This window comes from Amycolatopsis sp. cmx-8-4, from assembly GCF_046548675.1.
In the GTDB taxonomy this organism is placed as follows: Bacteria; Actinomycetota; Actinomycetes; order Mycobacteriales; family Pseudonocardiaceae; genus Amycolatopsis.
The window spans coordinates 50,182-73,268 of the sequence record NZ_JAEBDZ010000010.1 but is presented as its reverse complement, the minus strand read 5'-3'; the positions used below and the strand labels follow the sequence as shown (position 1 = coordinate 73,268).

Below are 23,087 nucleotides of genomic sequence, written 5' to 3'. Positions count from 1 at the left end.
GAGTGCCTTCCCCCTGGGTGACCCGCCGTGACGGGTTCGTAGACTTGTCCATTGTGACCGAGAACGCTCCGCAGCAGACCACCGACCTTCCGGGTGCCTGGGACCCGGCCGCCGAGGAAGCACCGATGTACGACCGCTGGGTAGCGGCCGGGTACTTCACGGCCGACGCCTCGTCGGAGAAGCCGCCGTTCTCGATCGTACTGCCGCCGCCGAACGTGACCGGTTCCCTGCACATGGGCCACGCGCTCAACCACACCCTGATGGACGCGATGAGCCGCCGCCGTCGCATGCAGGGCTACGAGGTGCTATGGCTGCCGGGCATGGACCACGCCGGCATCGCGACGCAGAACGTCGTCGAGCGCCAGCTCGCCGGTGAAGGCCTTTCGCGCCACGACCTGGGCCGCGAGAAGTTCGTCGAGCGCGTCTGGGAGTGGAAGGCCGAGTACGGCGGCCGGATCCTCGGCCAGATGAAGCGCCTCGGCGACGGCGTCGACTGGTCGCGCGAGCGCTTCACCATGGACGAGAACCTGTCGAAGGCCGTCCAGACCGTGTTCAAGAACTTCTTCGACGAAGGCCTGATCTACCGCGCCGAGCGGATCATCAACTGGTGCCCGCGCTGCCAGACCGCGCTGTCGGACATCGAGGTCGACCACAACGACGACGACGGCGAGCTCGTGTCGATCCGCTACGGCGACGGCGACGACGCGATCGTGGTGGCCACCACCCGCGCCGAGACGATGCTGGGCGACACCGCGGTCGCCGTCCACCCGGACGACGAGCGCTACGCGCACCTGGTCGGCACGACCGTCGAGCTGCCGCTCACCGGCCGCCGCATCCCGATCGTGGCCGACAAGCACGTCGACCCCGAGTTCGGCACCGGCGCGGTCAAGGTGACCCCGGCGCACGACCCGAACGACTTCGAGATCGGCCGCCGGCACGACCTGCCGATGCTCACGGTGATGAACGAGCGCGCCGAAATCACCGTCCCGGGCCCGTTCGAGGGCCTCGACCGCTTCGAGGCGCGGCCCGCGGTGGTCGCGGCGCTGCGCGAGCTCGGCCGGATCGTCGCCGAGAAGCGGCCGTACGTGCACGCCGTCGGGCACTGCTCGCGCTGCGACACGGTCGTCGAGCCGCGGCTGTCGCTGCAGTGGTGGGTCAAGGTCGAGGAGCTGGCCAAGCTGGCCGGCGACGCGGTTCGCGACGGCCGCACGAAGATCCACCCGCCGGAGCTGGGCAAGCGGTACTTCGACTGGGTCGACAACATGCACGACTGGACGATCTCGCGCCAGCTGTGGTGGGGCCACCGGATCCCGGTCTTCTACGGCCCCGACGGCGAAGTCGTCTGCGTCGGCCCGGACGAGCAGCCGCCGGCGGGCGAGGGCTGGACGCAGGACCCGGACGTCCTGGACACCTGGTTCTCCTCGGGCCTGTGGCCGATGTCGACGCTGGGCTGGCCCTCGTCGTCGTCCGAGGACCTGGCCAAGTTCTATCCGACCAGCGTGCTGTCGACCGGCTACGACATCCTGTTCTTCTGGGTCGTCCGGATGATGATGTTCGGCGTGCACCAGATGGACGGCCGCCCGCCGTTCGACCACGTCTACCTGCACGGTCTCATCCGTGACGCGCAGGGCAAGAAGATGTCCAAGTCGCGCGGCAACGTGATCGACCCGCTGGAGTGGATGGACGCCTACGGCGCCGACGCCACCCGGTTCACCCTGGCCCGCGGCGCCAACCCGGGCGCGGACATGGCGCTGGCCGACGAGTGGGCCGCGGGTTCCCGCAACTTCTGCACGAAGCTGTGGAACGCCACCAAGTTCGCGATGATGAACGGCGCTTCGGTCTCTTCCGCTCTCCCGGCTGCTTCGGAGCTGACGGAGTCCGACCGCTGGATCCTCGGCCGCCTGGGCGCGCTGGTGTCCGAAGTGGACGGCCTGTTCGAGGACTTCCAGTTCGCGAAGGTGGCCGGCGCGCTCTACCAGTTCACCTGGAACGAGCTGTGCGACTGGTACCTGGAGCTGGCGAAGGTCCAGCTGTACCAAGGTGACGACGCGCGCGTCTCCGCGACCCGAGCCGTGTTGGGCCACGTGCTGGACACGGTGCTGCGCTTGCTGCACCCGTTCATCCCGTTCATCACCGAGAAGCTGTGGAAGGCGTTGACGGGCGGCGAGTCCCTGGTGGTCGCATCGTGGCCGGTCGCTTTCGCGGGCTACGCGGACACGACTGCGGACGCGCACATCGCCGACGTCCAGAAGCTGGTCACGGAGATCCGCCGCTTCCGCGCCGACCAGGGCCTCAAGCCGGGCCAGAAGGTCGCGGCCCGCCTCGGCGGCTACGCGGGCGGCCACGAGGAGGCGGTCCGTTCCCTGGTGCGCCTGACCGAGCCGTCGGATGACTTCGCGGCGAGCGCGTCGCTGGAGGTGGCCCTGGCGGACGGCGTGGTCACGGTGGAGCTGGACCTCTCGGGCACGGTCGACGTCGAGGCCGAGCGCAAGCGCCTGCAGAAGGACCTCGCGGCGGCCCAGAAGGAGCTGACCCAGACGGAGGCCAAGCTCGGCAACGAGGCCTTCATCGCCAAGGCCCCGGCCCCGGTGATCGACAAGATCAAGACCCGCAAGCAAACGGCGGCTACGGACATCGACCGCATCACGGCGCGCCTGGCAGCCCTCCCGGCTTCCTGACGCCCGGCGGCACTTTCACGTGAAAGTGCCGCCTCTCCCGCCGACCCGAACGGGCGCTGTTCCCCTGTGGACAGCGCCCGTTCGCGCTGGCGGGAGAGGCCGGGACTGTCGTACCCCTTCGGTAGGTTGGAAAACGGGGGCTGCTCAGCCGGTCTCCTGAACTAACAGTCCTTGTCGTGCGACGGCCGAGCGTAGCCTCCGGGTGTGAACTGGGAACCCACTGCCGGGCGAGCCGGTGTCCTTCGGCGCCACCAGCGCGCTTCACAGCGGTTCGTAGCGCTCGGGCACCTGGTCAAGAACGCGCCCATGTGATGCGCCCGGCGGCACTTTCACGTGAAAGTGCCGCCGGGCGACCGACCCGAACGAGCGCTGTTCCCTGTGGACAGCGCCCGTTCGCGTTGCCGGGAAAGGCCGGGACTGTCGTACCCCTTCGTTAGGTTGGAAAACGGGGGCTGCTCAGCCGGCTTCGGTCGCCCGCGCGGCTTCGATCAGCGCCACCAGTTCCGGCGTGAGCCGGCGGTCCGCCGGCGTCGCCAGGTACGTCGGCATCCGTGGTGCCGGGTCGCGCAGTGGGCGGAACGCCACCCCCGGTACCGGCAGCAGGTTCGCGTGTGCCCGGTAGAAGACCGTCCAGTGTGGACGGCCGAAGCCCAGGGTGCCCAAGGTGTCCTGTGCGGTGGTGAAATCCTTGCCCAGCACCGGTTCGAAGCCCGCTTCGCGACAGCAAGCGAGCACCAGGTCGTACAGCGGCTGGTTCCGGGAAGGCGGGCTCAGGCGCGCGGGAAGCGAAGCCAGCGCGGCGAATGAAACCTCCGAAGCGGCAGCCAGCGGGTGCGACGCGGGCAGTGCGACCATCACCTCGTCCGTCCACAAGGGAGTGAAGTCCAGCCCGGATCCCGGCCACGAGCCGCGGACGATCGTCGCGTCCAGGGAGCCGTCGCGGACGCGTTGCAGCCGTTGGGGTGTCGGGGCGTGGACCAGTTCCAACGCGGCCGACGGCGCGAGCCGGGCGAACGCGTTCAGAAGGACATCCAGCCGGTCGCCGAGGCCTTCGCTCGTGCCCAGGCGGACCAGTGTGCCGGAGGCGCGGAACTCCGCGACCGAGTCCGCGGCCCGGTCTGTCGCCGCGAGCACCGCCCGCGCGTGCGGCAGGAACCGCCGGCCCGCTTCGGTCAGCGACACGCTCCGGGTGGTCCGGCTCAGCAACGCGACCCCCAGCTCCCGCTCCAGCCGCCGCACCTGCTGGCTCACCGCGGGCTGGACGATGTGCAGCCGCTCGGCCGCGCGCCCGAAGTGCAGCTCCTCGGCGACCGCGACGAAGTACCGCACCTGCCGTAGCTCCACCGGGCCTCCATTCATCAGCGTTCGTGATGAGTGTACGAGCGGAGTGCTCATCGGAAAACGCACGTCCGGGCGGTTGGCTCGAACCCGAGCGAAAGGAACCCGCCATGCCCTCCCTGAACGTTCGCGGCACCCGCCTCCACTACGACGACGCCGGCCGCGGCCCCGCCCTGCTCCTCCTGCACGGCTGGGGGACCAGCGGCCGCGTCTGGCAGTCGTGCCTGCCCGACCTGGTGCGCGACCACCGCGTCGTCACCTTCGACTGGCGCGGGTGCGGCCGCTCGGACCAGCCGGCCGAGGGCAACACGATCGACGGCGTCACGGCCGACGTCGCTGCCGTGATCGAGGCGCTGGAGCTGGAGAAGGCCGTCGTCGTCGGCTCGTCGTTCGGCGCGGTCTTCGGCACCGAGCTCGCCCTGGCCCGCCCCGAGCTCGTCGGCGGGGTCGTCGCGGTCGACGGCCCGGCCTACTGGCCGGCCGCGGCGATGCTGGAGAAGGTCCTCGACCTGCGCGAACGGATGCTCGACGACCGCATCGGCACCCTGGCGGAGTGGGTACCGTACTGGTTCGCGCCGGGCGTCTCGCCGCAGCTGGTCGACTGGACGGTGCGCCAGCTGGCCGACTCGAGCGTCTACCTCGACGACATGTTCACCGAAGTGACGCGGTACGACCCGCGGCCGCGGCTGCCGCGGCTGTCCGTCCCGATCACCTACCTGCACGGCGAGCTCGACACCGAGATCCCCCTCGAAGTCCCGCGGGCGTGCGCGGCCCTGACGCCCGGCGCCCGGGTGCACGTCATCGCCGGCTGCGGGCACATCCCGCACCAGGAGAACCCCCGCGCGTTCACCGCGGCCCTGCGCGCGGTCGTCCCGGTCGCCGCCTGAACCCGGAAGGAAAGCCATGCCCACGGTCCCCGTGACCCTCGCCGGCGGGGAAGCCGCCGTGCACTACGACGTCGAGGGCGACGGCCCCGCGCTGCTCCTGCTCCACGGGACGGCCGCGTCCCGCGAGCAGTGGGCGCCGCTGACGGCGCTGGCCCGCGACCGCTTCACCGTGCTCGCCCCGGACTTCTCCGGCTCGGGGCTGACCACCGACCACGGCGGGCCGATCGACGTCGCCGACCTGGCCGCCGAGGTGCTGGCGGTGCTGGACGACGCCGGGGTCGCGGCCGCGCACGTCGTCGGGCACTCGCTCGGTGCCGTGGTGGCCGCGCACCTGGCCGGTACCCACCCGGACCGGGTGCGCTCCGCCGTGCTGCACGCGGCCTGGCCGGTCACCGACGTCCGGCAGGACGCCGAGTTCCGCTACTGGCTGGAGCTGCTGGCCGGCGGCCCGGCGGCGTTCGCCCGGATGCTGCCGCTGATGGCGTTCGGCCCGCGCTACTGGTCGACGGCGACCGCTGCGGGCAACGACCAGCTCGTCGCGGACCTGACGACTATGATCCAGCCGGGCACGGACCGTCAGACGGAAGCCGACCGCCACGTCGACCTGCGGCCGATCCTCGGCGCCATCACCGCGCCGACGCTGGTGCTCGGCAGTGCCCACGACCGGATCGTCACGGCGGAGCAGCAGCGCGAGCTGGTCGCGGCGATCCCCGGCGCCCGCGCCGCCACGATCGACGCCGGCCACGGCGCCCCGGCCGAGCTGCCGGCCGAGTTCGCGCGGCTGGTCCTGGACTTCGTGTCCGCGACGGTCTCGGTCTGACCCAAAGCCGTGAGGGGCACCCTCAGGGACACGGAGTCCCTGAGGGTGCCCCTCACGGCACGGGTCAGCGGGCCTGCTTGAGCACCACCGCGGCCACGCCGGCCATGCCCGCCTTCAGCGGGTGGTAGGCCGCCGCGACGAAGATGTTCTGGTCCTTGCCGTTGATCCACGCCGAGCCGCCGCGCGCGCAGGCGTCGTGCCCGCGGGACGGGCCGAACGTGTCCACGTAGGCGGCCTTGCCGTCCGCCTCGACGGCGTCCGACAGGGCCTGGTTCAGCTCCTGCTCGACCTCGTTCAGCCAGGCGTAGTCGCCGTCGGCGAACGGCAGGACGTCCGGGCAGTAGCCGCTCGGCGGCGCGATCCGCGGGTAGCCGACGACCAGGACCCGCGCGCCGGGGGAGCGCTCGTGGATGGCGGCGAGCACGGCCTCGACCCGCGGCACGATGTTCCCGATGGCCGTCTTCACCGTGTTGACGCCGTTGGTCGTGAAGTGCTCTTCGCACGGGCTGCCGGTCGGATCGGCCTGCCGCAGGCCCGGGCACGTCCCGACGATGCCGCCGAAGACGCCGAAGTCGTTGCCGCCGATGCCGAGGGTGACCAGGTCGGTGTCGATCCGCAGGGCGCCCAGCTGGGGCGGGTTGGTGCCGCTGAACGGCACGGACTGCGGCCGGGTCATGTTCGTGGTGTCGGCGCCGGCGCAGCTGACGTCGTCGAAGTCGCCGACGCGGAGCGCGTCCGCCAGCACCGACGGGTAGTTCGCCGTCGACCGGCCGCAGCCGAGCGGGTCGGTCCGCTGGACCGGGATGAACGGCCCCGAGGTGTAGGAGTCGCCGAGCGCGACGTAGTGGTGGATGCGAGAAACCGACAGCGCCGCCGAAGCCGCGGTGGCGGTGACAGCGAGGAGAGTGGCTGCCGAGACGACGGCGACGAGCAGCCGGGCGATGCGCATGAAGACCCCGTTCTGTTCTGCGGAACTCCCTCCACATCTAGCGAGCCCGGGGTGGTGCGGGGGCGGACTTCACCCGCCCGTGGTGTCACAACGGGTGATCGTCTTCCGGCTCACGGTAAGTGATCAGCGTGCGCCAGAACAACAGCGGCCGGACCGTGCTCCCGGGCAGCAGCCGGGCGGCGTCGCGCCGCACCTCGGCCATCGCCGGGAACCGGACCAGGGTGGGCGCCTGCGGCCCGTCGTCCCCGCCGCCGTTGAGCCGCTCGCCGGCGTGGACGACCAGCCGGGCCAGCGCGTTGGCCGGCACGGCCGCCAGCTCCCGCAGCCAGTCGCGCGGGCCGCTCGGCCGGGCCGGGGTCAGCACCACGAGCACCCCGCCCGGCACCAGAGCGCGGCGCAGCTTGGTGACCGTCCCGAACGGCACGTGGTGCAGGGACGCGAGGCACGAGATGTAGTCGTAGTGCTGCTCCGGCAGGTCGTCGGTGGTGATGTCCGCCTGCCGGTAGACGATCTTGCCCGGGCCCGGCGACCCGAGGCCGGACGCCGCCTCCACCATGGCCGCCGACACATCGAGGGCCTCCACCGCCATCCCGGTCGCGGCCAGCCGCCGCGCGAACCGGCCGGTGCCGCAGCCGACGTCCAGCGCGATCCCCGGCCCCGGCGGCAGCTGGTCCAGCAGCAGCGGGTGGTAGTGGTCGTTGTGGTTGAACGGCATGCGTCGAGAGTGCCACCTGAGGCGCACGTAGACTCGCAAGGCAAGCCGAAAACCCCAGGCCGGAGGAGATTCAGTGCCGCAGGATGAGACAGGTCGCAGGCCGGACCTGTCGGATCTGGACAGCTTCGCGGGCGTCGACGAACTGGGCGCCCAGGGGTACGAGGACGACGACGACACCGACCCCGAACTGAACGCCCGGGACACCGCGTTCGACGCGGGCGGCGGCTCGCGCGGCGGGATCGGCGGGGTCGGCCAGCTGGGTGACAACCTGGCCACCGGCCCGGTGCCCGACATGATCACCGCCGAGGACGCCGAGCTGCACGAGCTCGACGACCAGGGCGTCCCCGAGGCGTACGGCCACCCGGACGGCCCCGAGGCGCGGCGCGAGCTGATGGCCGTCGAGGCCGAGCTGAACCAGCGCTGGCCAGAGACGAAGATCGAGCCGTCGCTGACCCGCATCTCCGCCCTGGTCCAGCTGCTGGGCGAGCCGAACCGCGGCTACCCGGTGCTGCACGTGGCCGGCACCAACGGCAAGGGCTCCACGGCCCGGATGATCGACGCGCTGCTGACCCGGATGGGCCTGCGCGTCGGCCGCTACACCAGCCCGCACCTGCAGCTGGTCACCGAGCGGATCGCGCTGGACGGACACCCGATCTCCGCCGCGCGCTACGCCGAGCTGTGGCACGACCTGGCGCCGTACGTGGCCATGGTCGACGGCGCCGCCGCCGACGGCGTGGCGATGAGCAAGTTCGAGATCCTCACCGGGATGGCCTTCGCCGCCTTCGCCGACGCGCCCGTCGAGGCCGCCGTGATCGAGGCGGGCCTGGGCGGCGCCTGGGACGCCACGAACGTCGCGGACGCCGAGGTCGCCGTCATCACGCCGATCGGCCTGGACCACATCGAGTACCTCGGCCCCGACATCCTCGGCGCGGCCAGGGAGAAGGCCGGGATCATCAAGCCCGGGTCCGTCGCGGTGATCGCCGAGCAGGACCCCGAGGTGCAGAAGGTGCTGCTGGACCGCGCCGTCGAGGTGGACGCCTCGGTGGCGCGCGCCGGCAGCGAGTTCGGCGTGCTGGAGCGCGAGATCGCCGTCGGCGGGCAGATGCTGAAGCTGCAGGGCCTCGGCGGGGTCTACGACGAGATCTTCCTGCCGCTGCACGGCGCCCACCAGGCCCAGAACGCCGCGCTCGCGCTGGCCGCCGTCGAGGCGTTCTTCGGGGCGGGCAAGGACAAGCAGCTGGTCATGGAGGCCGTGCGCGAGGCGTTCGCGGAGGTCGAGAACCCGGGCCGGCTCGAGCGCGTCCGCGCGGCGCCGACAGTGCTGCTCGACGCCGCGCACAACCCGCACGGCGCCCGCGCGCTGGCCGCGACCGTGGCCGAGGAGTTCGCGTTCCGCCGGCTGGTCGGCGTCGTCGGCGTGATGGCCGAGAAGGACGCCCGCGGCATCCTCGAGGCCCTGGAGCCGGTGCTGTCCGACGTCGTCGTCACGCGCAACTCGTCGCCGCGGTCGATGCCGCTGGAGGAGCTCAACGACCTGGCGATCTCGATCTTCGGCGAGGACCGGGTCGTCGCCGAAACCGACCTGGAGACCGCCGCCGAGACGGCGATCGCGCTGGTGGAGACCAGCGACGACCCCGAAGAGCCCCTCGCGGGCGGCGGCGTGCTGGTCACCGGCTCGGTCGTCACCGCGGGTGAGGCGCGCACGCTGTTCGGGAAGGAGCCGGCGTGAGTGAGACCCCGGAAACCACGGAAACCGCACCGAAGCCGAAGGACCCGATGAAGGGGTTCCGCGGCGTGATGTCGGGGATGCTGATCCTGGAGGGCATCACCGTCGCCCTCGCGCTGCCGGTGGTGAACAAGCTCGGCGGCGGGATCAGCACCGGTACCGGCTGGACCGTGCTGGCCGTCGCGCTCCTGCACGTCGTGCTCTGCGGGTTCGTCAAGCGGCCGTGGACGGTCCCGGTGCTCCTCGCGCTGCAGGTCGTGCTGATCGCGCTGGTGTTCTGGCTGCCCGCGATCGCCGTGCTGGGCGTGATCTTCCTGGCGGTCTGGCTGTGGCTGCTGTGGCTGCGCAAGGACGTCGCCCGCCGGATGGCGGCCGGCACCCTCGCGAGCCAGCAGCAGCCCCAGCCCTGACTCACCGCAGGACGACGACCCGCAGCGCGGGGGAGCGCAGGATGTCGGCTTCGCAGAAGCGGTCCTTCACCCACTGACCCCGGCTGTAGAGCTTCGTCTGGTCACTGAAGTACGGCGACTCCGGGTTCGCCGACTGCGAGTAGGTCAGCAACGTCGAGGAGTCGGGGCACGCGTGCCCGTTGAACCCGACCACCTGGATGTAGCTCGACCCGTGCTGGATGTCGACGACCCCGCGCGACGGGTCCCACAGCGGCGTCATCACGTTGAGGATGCCGAGCTGGCCGGGGCCGCCGTGGATCGGGATTCGCTCGCCGTCACGGGTGACGGCCTGGCCGTCGCGCAGCGGCGCGTCCGGCGCGAGCCCCGCCTTGCGCAGGTCGGCCAGCGCGTCCCCGAACGCCTTCTGCACGCCGGCGTCCGCCGTGTTGAGCGTGTTCGGCGTGGTCAGCGGCGCCTTCGGGTCGAACGGCACCGCGAAGCGCGCCGGTACGCCGCCGAGCCGCGTCCCGAACCGGTGGAACAGCAGCGAACCGCGGCTGTCGAGCGAGTACGTGTGGTCCCAGTTCGCCAGCGTCGTGCACGCGGGCCCGACCGGCTGCGGGCCGGACGACGACGGCGCCTGCCCGCCGGGGAACGACGCGCACAGCTTCGCCAGGTCCGCCGCCGTCAGGTCGGCGAGCAGGCTGTGGTCGGCGAAGAGCAATTGCTTCATCGAGTCCGTCGTGAACCCGCCCTTTTCGGCGATCAGCAGCGCTTCCCGGGTCCGCGGCGAGCGTTCGGTGCCGATGTCGCCGGCGATCCGCGGGTAGCCGGTGATCGGGGTGGCCGCGTTCGCGAGCCACGCGCTGTCGTTCGTGTTCAGCTCGTAGTCCCGGCTCTGCTGCTGCGGCAGCCGCGACGGCGCGAAGATGCCCGGCTCCACCGCGCCGGGGTCGGAACCCCAGTTGCACGACGACTTCGAACCGTCCAAGATGGACAGTCCTTCGGCCGGGAACGTCTGCTGCCCCAGCGGAGTGCTGCACGTCTTCGCCTGCTCGTCGGTGACGTGCGGGACGACCTGGACGTCGGAGTACAGCGCGTGGCCCGCCCGGTCGGTGGCGATCGTGTTGACCCACGGCACGCCCTGCGTGCGGCTCAGCGCGCGGGTGATGTCGGCTGTGCTGCGCGCCTGGTCGAGCTCGAACCAGGTGTTGAGGCCGCGCAGGTTGGTGGCGTTGGCGTCGCGCACCGCGTAGGCCGACTTCGCCGTCCACGGCACCGGAATCCCGCCGACGTCCCCGATCACCGGCCCGTACCGCGTCGACCAGAACGTCTGGCGGACCGGCTTCAGCGAGCCGTCGGCCTGGCGCACCTGGACCGAGACGTCGCGCGAGGTCATCTTCTCGGCCTTGCCGTCGACCAGGTAGGTCGTCGGGTCACCCGGCTTCAGCGGGATTTCGAACAGGCCGAAGGTGATCGGCGTGGACACCGTGTGCGTCCAGGCCGCGTCGGCGGTGTGCCCGATCTGGACGAACGGCATGCCGAGCAGGCTCGCGCCGGCCACGTCGAACCGGCCCGGGATGGTCAGCTGGCTCTGCCAGAACCGGCGCCCGGCCTGCCACGGGTAGTGCGGGTTGCCGAGCAGGACGCTGCCCTGGCCGGCCGCGGTGCTGTCGGCGCCGATCGCGATGCCGTTGCTGCCGAGCCCGCCCCCGCCGAGCGTCTCCCGCACGCGCGTCGCGAGCTGATCCGCGGTGCCGGTCTTGGTCGACGTCGCGCCGGTCGGTGGCGCGGTGAACAGGCCGTCGGTGATGGCGCCCTGCCCGCCGGTGATCGCGATGGCGTAGTAGTGCCGGTAGAAGTCCTGCTCGGTGATCGGCCGGACCCAGCCGGCGCCGCGGCAGGCCGGGTCGCTGATCCCGGAGCGGCCGGTGCGGGCGAGGTAGGCGTTGAAGCCCTTGACGTAGCCGGAGACGATGTCGCGGACCTCGAGCCGCGGTCCCAGCGGCGCGGGTTGCGCGACCAGCCGGTCGACGACGTGGGAGTCGTTGAGCTGCTGGAAGAACAGGTCGCTGTGCAGGTTGTTCCCGGCGTCGGACAGCGACGGGTAGCCCTCGCCGTCCGGGCCGAAGTACTTCGAGCGCTGCGCGCTCACCGTCAGGTAGATGTTCGCGAGCTCGCAGACGTTGTCGGTCGCCGCCGCGAAGCCGTAGCCGTAACCGAGCCCGGCGAAGTCCTTCGCGACGATGTGCGGGACGCCGTGTTCGGTGTAGCGCAGGACGGCCTTGCCGCCGTCCTGTCCCGCTTCCGCGATGCCGGTGCCCAGCGTGGTGACGGCGAGCGCCGCCGTCAGCACCGCCAGGGTTTTCCTGAATGGTCTCATCTGACCCCCTTGTCGTGATCGCCACGTTACCGACGGCGAGCCGCCTCGGACATGGGGGAAACCCCCGGGATCCGTTCACCCGCAGGCCATCCGGCGTTGGCCGGGGCGGGGTTGGATCCGCGCATGACCGAACCGACCTGCCACTCCCGCCGCACGCTGTTCAAGGCCGGCCTGACCGGCGCGGCCGCGAGTCTCGTGCTGCCGTCGACCGCCTTCGCCGCGACGCCGCTCGTGCGCCGCGACCGGCCCGTGCTCACCCACGGCGTCCAGTCCGGCGACGTCACGCCCGGGTCCGCCGTCGTCTGGTCGCGCGCGGACCGCCCGTCGCGCCTGGTCGTCGAGATCGCGCGGGACCCTTCGTTCCGGCGCGCCCGCCGGATCACCGGCCCCGCCGTCGGCCCGGACAGCGACGGCACCGGCCGGGTGCGCGTCGCCGGGCTGACGCCGGGGACGGAGTTCCACTACCGCGTCACGGCGGAGTCGCCGGACGGGCGCGCCACGAGCGAGCCGCTGACCGGCACGTTCGCCACGGCGCCGGTCGGGCGCAGCAGCGCCCGGATCCTGTGGTCGGGCGACGTCGTCGGCCAGAACTGGGGCATCAACCCGGACCTGGGCGGCATGACGATCTTCTCGGCGATGGCCGCCCGCCGCCCGGACCTGTTCCTGCACAGCGGCGACACGGTCTACTCCGACGGCCCGCTGACCGAGACCGTCGCCCTGCCCGGCGGCCGCACCTGGCGCAACGTCGTCACCGCGGAGAAGGCGAAGGTCGCCGAGACGCTGGCGGAGTTCCGCGGCCAGCACGCGTACAACCGCCTCGACGAGCACTTCCGCCGCTTCGCCGCGCAGGTGCCCAGCTACGTCCAGTGGGATGATCATGAGGTCTTGAACAACTGGTACCCGGGCAAGATCCTCGACAACCCGGCGTACACCGAGAAGCGCGTCGACGTCCTCGCGCCGCGGGCCTACCAGGCGTTCCACGAATGGCACCCGATCGACTCGCGCCGGGCCGTCGACGGCCGCGTCTACCGGAGCTTCCAGTACGGCACGCGAGCCGAGATCTTCGTGCTGGACATGCGGACCTACCGCAACGCCAACACGGCCGACCAGACGAAGCCGGGCTACATCCTCGGCGACCGCCAGGCCCGCTGGCTGGCCGACGCGCTCGGCCGCAGCACGGCGACGTGGAAGATCGTCCAGGCGGACATGCCGCTGGGCCTGGTCGTCCCGGACGGCACCGCGATCGAGGCCGTGGCGAACAACCTGCCCGGCGCGCCCGGCGGCCGCGAGACGGAGCTGGCCTGGGTGCTGCGCGAGATCCAGCGCCGTCGCGTCCGCAACGTCGTCTGGCTGACGGCGGACGTCCACTACACGGCGGCGCACCACTATTCGCCGGACCGCGCGGCGTTCCAGGACTTCGACCCGTTCTGGGAGTTCGTGTCCGGGCCGTTGAACGCGGGCGCGTTCGGCCCGAACACGCTGGATCCGACGTTCGGTCCGGAGGCCGTGTTCGTGCACGCCCCGCCGGTCGCGAACACGGCCCCGATCGACGGCTTCCAGCACTTCGGCGAGCTGAACATCGACGGCGCCAGTGGCGACCTGACGGTGGACCTGCGCGACGCCACGGGCGCGTCGCTGTGGTCGAAGAAGCTGCACCCGCAAGGCCGCTGAAGTGAGTCCAAAGCCGTGAAGGCCTCCTTCCCGGCCATAAGAGCCGGGAAGGAGGCCTTCACGGCTTTCAGGCCGGTTTGTGACGTCGACTACGAAGGGCCGGAAGACCGTCGGCTAGGCTCCGCGCACCGACACTTAACCGCAACAAGGAGAAACACCGTCGTGACTGAACGCACGCTGGTCCTGGTCAAGCCCGATGGCGTCGCGCGCGGCCTCGTCGGCGAGGTCATCTCGCGGATCGAGCGCAAGGGCCTCAAGCTCGTCGCCGTCGAACTGCGGACCGTGCCCCAGGCCCTGGCCGAGGAACACTACGCCGAGCACAAGGAGCGTTCGTTCTTCGGCGAGCTGCTGGAGTTCATCACCTCGGGCCCGCTGGTCGCGCTCGCCGTCGAAGGCCCGCGCGCGATCCCGGCGTTCCGCCAGCTGGCCGGCGGCACCGACCCGGTCGAGAAGGCCACCCCGGGCACCATCCGCGGCGACTTCGCGCTGGAGACCCAGTACAACCTGGTCCACGGCTCGGACTCCGCGGAGTCGGCCGAGCGTGAGCTGAAGCTCTGGTTCCCCGACCTGTGATCGGCACCGGGGCCACCCGCGGGTGGCCCCGGCCCGCCCCGGAGACCCGATGACGACGATGCCGTTCCCGGCCCGCGACTACCTCCCCGTGCTGCGGGAGCTGACCGACGGGTTCGCCGACGTCCTGCGCACCGCCGACCCCGCCGCGTCCGTGCCGGACTGCGGCGGCTGGACTCTGCGCGACCTCGGCACGCACCTGGGCAACGTGCACCGCTGGGCCACCTCCGTCGTCATCTCCGGGGAGTCGCAACGGCAGAGCTTCGACGACGGCCCGGGCGCCGACCTCGCGTCCTGGTACGCCGACAGTGCGAAGCAGCTCCTGGACGCGCTCGAGGCCGTCAGCCCCGAGGACCGCTGCTGGCACTTCGCGGGCACGGAGAAGGTCAAGGCCTTCTGGTTCCGCCGCCAGGTCCACGAAACCGCCGTCCACCTGGCCGACGCGCACGCCGCCGCGGGTTCGTCCCTCGCACTCGACCCGGCCGTCGCCGCGGACGGCGTCGACGAGGTCTTCACCGCCCTGCTCCCGCGCGTCACGCGCTGGTACGCCCCGCCGCCGCTCGCCGCGCCGCTCACCCTGCGCGCCACCGACACCGGCGACGCCTGGACGCTGCACCCGGGCGAGCCGCCCGCGCTCGGCCCGGCCGCCGAAGCCGCCGCGACCGCCGAGGCGACCGCGCAGGACCTGCTGCTGCGCCTGTGGAAGCGATCCGGCACCCCACCTCGCGTCACCGGTTCGGCGGACGTCGCGCAGGCGTTCCTCGACGCCCCTTTCACGCCCTGACCCGGTAGCTGTTCTAGACCATTCAGGCGGCGTTCACCGCGAAGCCTTCCCGTGGCCGTGCCGCTGCGCTGTGCTGGTCCGGTTCACGCTCACTCGATACTGGGGTACCCGGTGAAGAAGTCACGTTTTGTGCTCTCCGGCGCGCTCTTGGCGCTGTTCACGTCCGGTCTCGTCGTCCCGGCCCACGCCGACCCGCTCGCGGCGCCGCTGGGGACGCCGCCGATCGAGGGCGCGCCCGCCGCGTCGTCGGCCCACGAGGGCCCGGCGACGTCCGCCGCCGCGGACCCCGACGACGGCCTCGTCACCGGCAGCGCGACCACCGAGGTCGCGCCCGGCCTGGACCTCACCCAGTTCGATCGGTACGACCCGGCGGGCTGGATCCGCGGCGACACCCTCGCCGTCGACCTGGGCAGCAAGGTGCTCCGGCCGACGTACCTCAGCCCGGGCACGGTTTCCGCGCGCACACCGCTCTCGCAGCAGGTCGCGCGCGCCGGCGCGGTCGCCGGCGTGAACGGCGACTTCTTCGACATCAACGCCACCGGCGCGCCGATCGGCGTCGGCGTCGACCACGGCCAGCTGCAGACGGCGCCCGCGGCCGGGCACAACCTGACCGCCGCCATTACCGACGAAGGCAAGGCCCGGCTGGCTTCGGTCTTCCTCGAAGCGACGGTCACGCTGCCCGGCGGCGCCGTCAAGGCCACGAACTTCAACAGCCCGGTCCTGGACCGCGACGCGATCGGCGTCTACACGCCGTTGTGGGGCCGCTCCGGCCGCGCGACGTCGGTGGCCGGAGCCGCGCGGGTCCTCGAGGTGGAGCTGCGCGACGGCGTCGTCACCCAGGTGCGCACCGCGCCGGCGGACGGCCCGATCGCGGCCGGGACGACCGTGCTCCTGGCCCGTGAAGCCGGCGCGGACGCACTCGCCGCGCTGAAGCCGGGTGACGCGGTCGGCGTCACGTACGCGCCGCGCTCCGACGCCGGGAAGATCGCGGTCGCGGTGGGCGGCAACGAAGTCCTGCTGCGCGACGGCGTCGTGCAGCCCGTCGACAACGTGGCGATGCACCCGCGGACCGCGGTCGGCTTCTCCGCCGACGGCACGAAACTGTGGCTGGCCACTGTGGACGGACGGCAGGTCGACAGCCGCGGCATGACCGAGCTGGAACTGGCGCGGCACCTGAAGAGCCTCGGCGCCGACGACGCGATCAACCTCGACGGCGGCGGCTCGTCGACGCTGCTGGCGCGCACCGAGGGCGAGGCCGCGCCGAGCATCCGCAACGCGCCGTCCGACGGCGGGGAACGCCTGGTGCCCAACGGGATCGGCTTCGGCACGGTGCCCGGCAGCGGCCGGCTGACGGCGTTCGCGCCGGCGCCCGCGGTGGCGACGGCCGACGCGACCCGCGTCCTGACCGGCCTGACCCGGCACCTGGTCGCCGACGGGCACGACGAGACCGGCGCCGCGGTCGCCGCCGACCCGCGCTGGACGACGTCCGACCCCCGGCGGGCCTCCGTGACGCACGGGGTCGTCACCGGGCACGGTCCGGGCGGGGTCGACGTCGTCGCGAAGTCCGGCCGGGCGGCCGGGAAGACGGCGCTTTCGGTGCTGGGCAAGCCGGTCCGGCTCGGCACCAGCACCGAGCAGGTCGCGCTGTCGGCGGCCGGCGCGACCAGCACGTTCAAGGTCTACGGCTACGACGCCGACGGTTACGGCACCTGGCTGGAGCCCGACGACGTCAAGCTCGGCTACGACCACTCCGTCGTGAAGGTCATCCCCGCGGGCGACGGGTTCTCGGTGACGGCGCTGACCGCGTCCGGCGCGTCCGCGATCACCGCGACGGCAGCCGGCCTGACCACCCACCTGGCCGTATCCGTGGGCACGGTCGCGCAGGTCGCGGCGCCGCTGGACGGCCCGGCGGGCTGGACCGCCACGGTGTTCCCGGCGGTCGTCGGCGCGGCGCTGTCCGCGGCGCCGGGGCGGGACGGCGGCGCCGGTCTCGCGCTGGACTACCGGCTGACCGGCACGACCGCGACGCGCGCCGCGTACGTCACGCCTTCGGCGTCGCTGCCGGTACCGACGGGCACGCAGAAGGTCGGCCTGTGGGTGAACGGTGACGGCAAGGGCGCCTGGCTGCGGGCCGAACTGCGCGACGCCGCGAACGTCGCGTCCATTGTGGACTTGTCGCTGAGCGTGGACTGGACGGGCTGGCGCTACGTCACCGCCGCGGTGCCGGCCGGGCTGCCCGCGGGGCAGCGGCTGGCGCGGTTCTACGCCGTCGAAAACGTGCCGGACCAGCAGTACGAAGGTCACCTGGTGTTCGACGACCTGACGTTCGAGGTGGCGCCGTCGGCGACGGTGCCCGCGGACCCGGCGCCGCACGACCCGGCGCTGGTCACCGACGGCACGCTCGCCGGCGGCCTGCGCGTCGCGGTCGTCAGCGACGCGCAGTTCACCGCCGACGACCCCACGGGCCCGCTGGTCGCCCAGGCGCGGCGGGCGCTGCGCGAGGCCGTCGCGGCGAAGCCGGACCTGGTGCTGCTCAACGGCGACTTCGTCGACCGCGGCACCCCGCCCGACTTCACGCTGGCGCGGCAGGTGATTTCCGAGGAACTGGACGGCAAGGCGCCCTGGTACTACGTGCCGGGCAACCACGAAGCCGAGGGTGGCAACGGCCTCGCCAACTTCCAAGCGGTCTTCGGGGACACCCACCGCGTCGTCGACCTGCGCGGGATCCGGCTGGTGCTGCTGGACTCCTCGCGCGGCTCGCTGCGGGCCGGCGGGTTCGACCAGGTGCGGATGCTGCGCTCGGCCCTCGACTCGGCGGCCGCCGACCGGAACGTGCGCGGGGTCGTCGTCGCGATGCACCACCCGGTGAAGGATCCGAGCCCGGCCGGGAACTCCCAGCTCGCCGACCCGAAGGAAGCGGCGCTGCTGACCGGCTGGCTGACCGGGTTCGAGCAGACGTCCGGCAAGCCCGCGGCCGCCGTCGCCGCGCACGCCGGCGTGTTCTCACTGTCCCGTGTGGACGGTGTGCCGTACCTGGTCAACGGCAACTCCGGCAAGGCGCCCGCGGCCGCACCGGGCGACGGCGGGTTCGTCGGCTGGACGTTGCTGCGCGTCGACCCGGCCGACCGCGCCCAGCCGGTGCGGTTCGAGACCCGCCCGAACGTCGACGCGCTGACTCTCGCGGGCCCGGCCGAGCTGTTCCGTGGTGCCCACGCCGACGTGCGCGCGACGCTGCGGCAAGGCACTCGCGACGTCCCGGTGTCGTACCCGGTCAGCGCGGACTGGACCGGCGCGTGGGGCACGCACATCGCCTCGTCCGGGTGGCCGCCCGCGCCGTGGGACGTCGCGTCGTTCGACCCGTCGACCGGGGTGCTGACGGCGCTGCGCCCGGGCGTCGCGCGGCTGTCGGTGACGGTCAACGGGGTGACGAAAACGCTGGTATCGACCGTTCGCGGCTAAACCGTTCGGTTTTTGTCGGTGGCGGGTCCTAGGGTTCGGGTGTGGACCAAACGGAGGAGCGAGAGCCGGCGCTGGTGCAGGCCAAGGCACTGGTGAAGCGGTTCGGCGAGTTCGAAGCCGTGCGCGGGATCGACGTCGAGGTGCGGCGCGGCGAGGCGTTCGGCTTCCTCGGCCCCAACGGCGCCGGGAAGTCGTCGACCATGCGGATGATCGCGTGCGTGTCACCGCGGACCGACGGCGACCTGCGGGTGCTCGGCCTGGACCCGGACGCGGTCGGCCCGCGGATCCGCGCGCGCCTCGGCGTCGTGCCGCAGCTGGACAACCTGGACGTCGAGCTGACCGTCCGGGAGAACCTGATCGTGTACGCCCGGTACTTCGGGCTGTCGCGGGCGGTGGCGAAACGCAAAGCGGCCGAGCTGCTGGAGTTCGCCCAGCTGACGGACCGGGCCGACGACAAGGTGGACCCCTTGTCGGGCGGCATGAAGCGGCGCTTGACGATCGCGCGGTCGCTGGTCAACGACCCGGAACTGCTGCTGCTCGACGAGCCGACGACAGGCCTCGACCCGCAGGCCCGGCACCTGCTGTGGGATCGCTTGTTCCGGCTCAAGGCCCAGGGCACGACGCTGATCGTCACCACGCACTACATGGACGAGGCGGAACAGCTGTGCGACAGACTGGTGGTGATGGACCACGGCCGCATCGCCGCGGAAGGCTCACCGGCCGAGCTGATCAGCCGCTACTCGACGCGCGAAGTCGTCGAGCTGCGGTTCGCGTCGGGGGAGCAGGAGTCGGCGGCCGCGCAGGTGGCGGGCCTGGCGGAGCGGGTGGAGGTGCTCCCGGACCGGGTCCTGCTCTACAGCAACGACGGCGAGGAGGCCCTGGAACGCACCCACGCCCGAGGCGTCCGCCCGCTGTCGAGCCTGGTGCGCCGCAGTTCCCTGGAGGACGTGTTCCTCAGGCTGACCGGCCGAACGCTGGTGGACTGATGGGCTCAGGTTCTCTTGGCGCACACCGCTGTCCCGCGCCCCTTCGTCGTCCCGGCGAGTCGGCCACTCCGGGCGTTGTGTTGGCCGTTCCGGTCGCGATGGTGGCCCTGGCCCGGCTACCCCGGCCACGACTCCGCCGGGATCCGGCCGATGCCCCTCGCCGGGGGGACCCGCGGGGGCGTAGCTCCCGCACCCCACGCGCGCACCCCGGCCGGGAGACCCGGCGATCGCACCTCCGCCGGAAGGATCGGCCATGACCACCGTCGAATCCACCGGCCGGGTGGTCGGCCGCTGGCACGGGGCCTGGCTGCGCGTCGAAGGGCACTGGACCTGGTACCGCCGGCACTGGCTGTCCACTTTGTACTCCACCGGCCTGCAGCCGGTGCTGTTCCTCGCCGCGATGGGCCTCGGCTTCGGGTCGCAAGTGCGGCCCGGCACGGTCACCGGCGGCCTCTCCTACCTGCAGTACATCGCGCCCGCGCTGCTCGCGGCCGGTGCCGCACAGCAGGCGATCGGCGAGTCGAGCTATCCCGTTCTCTCCGGGTTCAAGTGGCAGAAGGACTACCTGGCCGTCACCGCCACGCCGGTGTCGCCCGGCCAGGTGTTCGGCGGTCACCTGATCTGGTCGGCGCTGCGGCTGACCCTGGCCGGCGCGATCTACGCGTTCGTCGCGTTGTTCTTCGGTTCCTGGACCGGCCCCGGCGTCCTGCTGGTGATCCTGGCCGGCACGGTCACCGGGCTCGCCTGCACCACGCCGATGGCCGCGCTGGCGGCGAGCACCCACGACGAGGGCCAGCGCTTCGGGCTGATCTTCCGGTTCGTCGTGATGCCGATGACGTTGTTCTCCGGCACGTTCTTCCCGATCGCCCAGCTGCCCGCCGCGATCCGGTGGCTGGCCTGGATCTCCCCGCTGTGGCACGGCACCCAGCTGGCCCGCGGCGTGAGCGTCGGCGGGGTCGGCGGCTGGGCGATGCTCGGCCACTTCGCCGTGCTCGCGGCGTTGTTCGCGGCCGGGTGGGCGCTCGCGCACCGGGCCTTCTACAAGAGGCTGGTGGTCTGATGGTGAGCGTCCAGGCTCCGCCGGCCCGCGGCGGGCTGCTGCTGCGGATCCTCCCGCCCGGGCTCTACGCCGGCCGGGCGAGCGCGCTGATCGAGCGCGCGGCCATGGTCTACCGGAACAGCTGGCTGATCTTCCTGTCCGGCGCGATCGAACCGTTCCTCTACCTGATGGCGTTCCAGCTGGGCTTCGGCAAGCTGGTCACCGAGGTCGCGGGTCCGGACGGGCGCCCGATGAGCTACGTCGCCTTCGTCGCCCCGGCGCTGCTGGCGATGTCGGCGATGAACGGCGCCGTCTTCGAGTCGACGTACAACCTGTTCTTCAAGCTGCGCTACGCGAAGCTGTACGACGCGATGCTGGCCACCCCGATCGGCCCGCTGGACGTCGCGCTCGGCGAGATCGGCTGGGCGGTCCTGCGCGGCGGCTTCTACGCGGTGGCGTTCCTCGGCATCGCGGCGGCGATGGGCCTGCTGACGTCGTGGTGGGCGCTGCTGATGGTCCCGGCGGCGCTGCTGGTGGGCCTGGCGTTCTCGGCGGTCGGCATGGCGCTGGTGACGTTCGTGAAGTCGACGGCCCAGTTCGACTACATCCAGCTCGTGCTGACCCCGATGTTCCTGTTCTCGACGACGTTCTTCCCGCTGTCGGTGTACCCGGAGCCGGTGCAGTGGGTGGTCCGCTGCTTCCCGCTCTACCACGCGATCGAGCTGATGCGCGGCCTCGCGACGGGCATCCTGTCGCCGGGCATGCTGGGCAACCTCGCCTACCTGCTGGTCCTCGGCGGCGTTGGCCTGTGGGCCTCGACCCGCCGCATCGCGAAACTCCTGCTGACGTGACGTGACGTGACGTGACGCGGCTCAGCGGGCCGGGTCCGGCCGCCCGGTCCGCGGCGCCACCGCCGCCATCGCGTCCACCATCCCGTGGCCGTAGAAGCCGTTGAACCCCTCGTACCCCGCGCAGTACGCGTCCTGGATGCCGTCCCCGGTCAGGTCGTAGTCGGCCGGGCACGCCATCGGCGTCGCCTGCTCGTCCAGCGACCGCCGCAGCCGGCGCGGCCCGGCGCCCGGGTGCTGGGACGCCAGCAGCGCGAGCACCCCGGCGACGTGCGGCGCCGCCATCGACGTCCCGCACAGCGGCGCGTACCCGCCCGGGACCGTCGAGAGCACGCACCGGCCCGTCTCGCCGCCGGGCGCGGTGACGTCGATCACACCCAGCCCGTACGAGCTGTAGCCCGCCTTCACCCGGTCCGCCCCCACCGCCGACACCGCGACGACGTCCCGCAGCCCGGCCGGCAGGGCCTCGCACCCGGTGCCCGCGCCGGGCGCGCCCGACCGCGCGGACGGCGTCAGGCCGACGGCCTCGTTGGTCGCCGCCGCGACGTTCAACGTGCCCGCCGACGTGCTGTACTCCACCGCTCTGGCCAGCACCTCGTGCACGACGCCGCGGTCGTCGCCGCGGATGCACGACAGCGACCACGGGTTGACGAAGTAGCTGCTGTTCGTCAGCTGCATGTGCCGTGACGCCGCCCACATCAGCCCGCACACCGCGGCCTCGGGGTCGGCGTACCCGCGGTCGTCGATCACCTTCACCGAGGCGACGCGCACGCCGGGCGCCACGCCGGTGACGCCGTGGCCGTCATCGGCCGCCGCGATGATGCCGGCCACGTGCGTGCCGTGCACCGACGTCGTCGGCGCCCACGCGCCGCGGTCCTGGTCGGGGGCGCCGGTGAGGCAGCCGGCGGAGTCGTCGCGGTCGAGGGCCGCGGCCAGGTCCGGGTGGGCCGGGTCGATCCCCGAGTCGAGCACGCCGACCACGACGTCGCGGCTGCCCTCGGACACCCGGTGCGCCCAGCCCGCGTTGATCGCCTGCATGTCCCACTGCCGGGAGCTCAGGTCCGTGCCGGGCACCCGGGCCGGGTCGGTCGCGGCCAGCGTCGCCCGCGCGGGCTGGGGCTTGACCGGGTCGGTCGCGCGCTGCGCGGCCAGCCGCTCGCCCTGGGCGCTGAACGTCCGGTCGAGGCCGATCCGCGGACCGAACCCCGGATCGCCGGACGTGGCCACGGCGACGGCGATCTGCGGGTAGTACACGGTCGTGGCGCCACAGGCGCCGGAAATCTGCGCCCGGGCGGCGGACTCGGCGGTGCCGCGGTCGAAGGTGACGACGTAACGCAGGGTCCGCCCGTGGGCGCAGGACGGCTCGCCGGCCGCCGCCGGACCGGCGGTGACGCATCCCGAAAGCACCAGCACGGTGCACACGGCCGCCCGCAGCGGCCGCGCCAGCAGGGACACTTGACCTCCCACCGGACGCCGGAACGCGGGTGCCGGCGCGCGTGCGCCCGGTCACCCCGAGCCGCACGCTAGCCACCCCGCGCCCGGCGGACAAGCTCTGTGGCCAAGTTCGCCCGGCCGGTGCGCCGCGGCACGCCCGGGCGGCCTGCGTGAGGTACCGAGTACACCGGTGCGGTCACCGGGTGTGGGATACTCGGGGTGGCCGCTGGGCCGCGGGGCGCACGTGAGAGGTGCTGCCTGCGGCATTGTGGCCCGGTGAAGTGCATGAACCAGCACCACGCGCGTCGCCGCCCGCAAGCCGGGCGGCTGGACGACGTGGCAGGCGGCCCGGGGGCCGCGAGGCTTGGGCAGGCACCCGCCGAGCAGACCTTTGACCGGGTTGCGCGCCAT

General features: G+C 72.5%; 17 protein-coding genes. 12 read left to right on the top strand and 5 right to left on the bottom strand.

Annotation, left to right across the window (positions count from 1 at the left end; translation table 11 throughout):
• Window positions 1-53 precede the first annotated feature (53 nt).
• A complete protein-coding gene (locus tag ACLJQZ_RS22485) occupies window positions 54-2,678 on the top strand; it encodes a valine--tRNA ligase (protein WP_410621874.1) in 2,625 nt (874 codons plus the stop codon).
• A gap of 456 nt (window positions 2,679-3,134) precedes the next feature.
• Here the strand turns inward: ACLJQZ_RS22485 and ACLJQZ_RS22480 are convergent, their stop codons facing one another.
• Window positions 3,135-4,022, bottom strand: coding sequence for a LysR family transcriptional regulator (locus ACLJQZ_RS22480; RefSeq protein WP_410621873.1), 888 nt, complete (start codon window positions 4,020-4,022; stop codon window positions 3,135-3,137).
• A 104-nt stretch (window positions 4,023-4,126) separates the two neighbouring features.
• Here ACLJQZ_RS22480 and ACLJQZ_RS22475 point away from each other — a divergent pair, with 104 nt between their 5' ends.
• Window positions 4,127-4,903 carry an alpha/beta fold hydrolase gene (locus ACLJQZ_RS22475; RefSeq protein ID WP_410621872.1) on the top strand — a complete coding sequence of 259 codons (777 nt, stop codon included), beginning with the start codon at window positions 4,127-4,129 and terminating at the stop codon, window positions 4,901-4,903.
• Window positions 4,904-4,919: 16 nt separating this feature from the next.
• Complete coding sequence (locus ACLJQZ_RS22470; protein WP_410621871.1) at window positions 4,920-5,723, top strand: alpha/beta fold hydrolase; 804 nt, start codon at window positions 4,920-4,922, stop codon at window positions 5,721-5,723.
• Between the two features lie 64 nt (window positions 5,724-5,787).
• Here the strand turns inward: ACLJQZ_RS22470 and ACLJQZ_RS22465 are convergent, their stop codons facing one another.
• Window positions 5,788-6,672, bottom strand: coding sequence for an SGNH/GDSL hydrolase family protein (locus ACLJQZ_RS22465; RefSeq protein ID WP_410621870.1), 885 nt, complete (start codon window positions 6,670-6,672; stop codon window positions 5,788-5,790).
• Window positions 6,673-6,757: 85 nt separating this feature from the next.
• Window positions 6,758-7,387: a class I SAM-dependent methyltransferase gene (locus tag ACLJQZ_RS22460; protein ID WP_410621869.1), complete on the bottom strand. Its 630-nt coding sequence runs from the start codon at window positions 7,385-7,387 to the stop codon at window positions 6,758-6,760.
• Window positions 7,388-7,460: 73 nt separating this feature from the next.
• On the opposite strand from ACLJQZ_RS22460, the gene folC reads away from it, so the two are divergent.
• Together folC and ACLJQZ_RS22450 are read left to right on the top strand one after the other, a co-directional pair.
• Window positions 7,461-9,116 carry a bifunctional tetrahydrofolate synthase/dihydrofolate synthase gene (folC, locus tag ACLJQZ_RS22455; RefSeq protein ID WP_410621868.1) on the top strand — a complete coding sequence of 552 codons (1,656 nt, stop codon included), beginning with the start codon at window positions 7,461-7,463 and terminating at the stop codon, window positions 9,114-9,116.
• A 47-nt stretch (window positions 9,117-9,163) separates the two neighbouring features.
• Entirely contained in the window at window positions 9,164-9,523 is a 360-nt protein-coding gene (locus ACLJQZ_RS22450) for a DUF4233 domain-containing protein (protein WP_247064493.1), read from the top strand.
• 1 nt (window position 9,524) lies between these two features.
• Here ACLJQZ_RS22450 and ACLJQZ_RS22445 read toward each other — a convergent pair whose 3' ends face one another.
• Window positions 9,525-11,885, bottom strand: a complete 2,361-nt coding sequence (locus ACLJQZ_RS22445; RefSeq protein WP_410621867.1) for a penicillin acylase family protein — start codon at window positions 11,883-11,885, stop codon at window positions 9,525-9,527.
• A 123-nt stretch (window positions 11,886-12,008) separates the two neighbouring features.
• Between ACLJQZ_RS22445 and ACLJQZ_RS22440 the strand changes: the two genes are divergently transcribed.
• The 7 genes from ACLJQZ_RS22440 to ACLJQZ_RS22410 all read left to right on the top strand — a co-directional run bounded on the left by ACLJQZ_RS22440 (window position 12,009) and on the right by ACLJQZ_RS22410 (window position 21,245).
• On the top strand, window positions 12,009-13,556 hold the full coding sequence (locus ACLJQZ_RS22440) for an alkaline phosphatase D family protein (protein WP_410621866.1): 1,548 nt from the start codon (window positions 12,009-12,011) through the stop codon (window positions 13,554-13,556).
• Between the two features lie 162 nt (window positions 13,557-13,718).
• Window positions 13,719-14,129 (top strand): nucleoside-diphosphate kinase, encoded by a 411-nt coding sequence (gene ndk, locus ACLJQZ_RS22435; RefSeq protein WP_247055230.1) that lies wholly within the window; start codon window positions 13,719-13,721, stop codon window positions 14,127-14,129.
• Window positions 14,130-14,178: 49 nt separating this feature from the next.
• Window positions 14,179-14,910: a maleylpyruvate isomerase family mycothiol-dependent enzyme gene (locus ACLJQZ_RS22430; RefSeq protein ID WP_410621865.1), complete on the top strand. Its 732-nt coding sequence runs from the start codon at window positions 14,179-14,181 to the stop codon at window positions 14,908-14,910.
• 111 nt (window positions 14,911-15,021) lie between these two features.
• Window positions 15,022-18,369 carry a phosphodiester glycosidase family protein gene (locus tag ACLJQZ_RS22425; protein WP_410621864.1) on the top strand — a complete coding sequence of 1,116 codons (3,348 nt, stop codon included), beginning with the start codon at window positions 15,022-15,024 and terminating at the stop codon, window positions 18,367-18,369.
• A 41-nt stretch (window positions 18,370-18,410) separates the two neighbouring features.
• Window positions 18,411-19,355: an ABC transporter ATP-binding protein gene (locus ACLJQZ_RS22420; protein WP_410621863.1), complete on the top strand. Its 945-nt coding sequence runs from the start codon at window positions 18,411-18,413 to the stop codon at window positions 19,353-19,355.
• Window positions 19,356-19,608: 253 nt separating this feature from the next.
• Complete coding sequence (locus ACLJQZ_RS22415) at window positions 19,609-20,415, top strand: ABC transporter permease (RefSeq protein WP_247055223.1); 807 nt, start codon at window positions 19,609-19,611, stop codon at window positions 20,413-20,415.
• On the top strand, window positions 20,415-21,245 hold the full coding sequence (locus ACLJQZ_RS22410) for an ABC transporter permease (protein ID WP_326943339.1): 831 nt from the start codon (window positions 20,415-20,417) through the stop codon (window positions 21,243-21,245). The genes ACLJQZ_RS22415 and ACLJQZ_RS22410 overlap by 1 nt, the downstream gene beginning before the upstream one ends.
• Window positions 21,246-21,266: 21 nt before the next feature.
• Here ACLJQZ_RS22410 and ACLJQZ_RS22405 read toward each other — a convergent pair whose 3' ends face one another.
• A complete protein-coding gene (locus tag ACLJQZ_RS22405) occupies window positions 21,267-22,697 on the bottom strand; it encodes a S8 family peptidase (protein ID WP_410621862.1) in 1,431 nt (476 codons plus the stop codon).
• Between the last annotated feature and the right edge of the window lie 390 nt (window positions 22,698-23,087).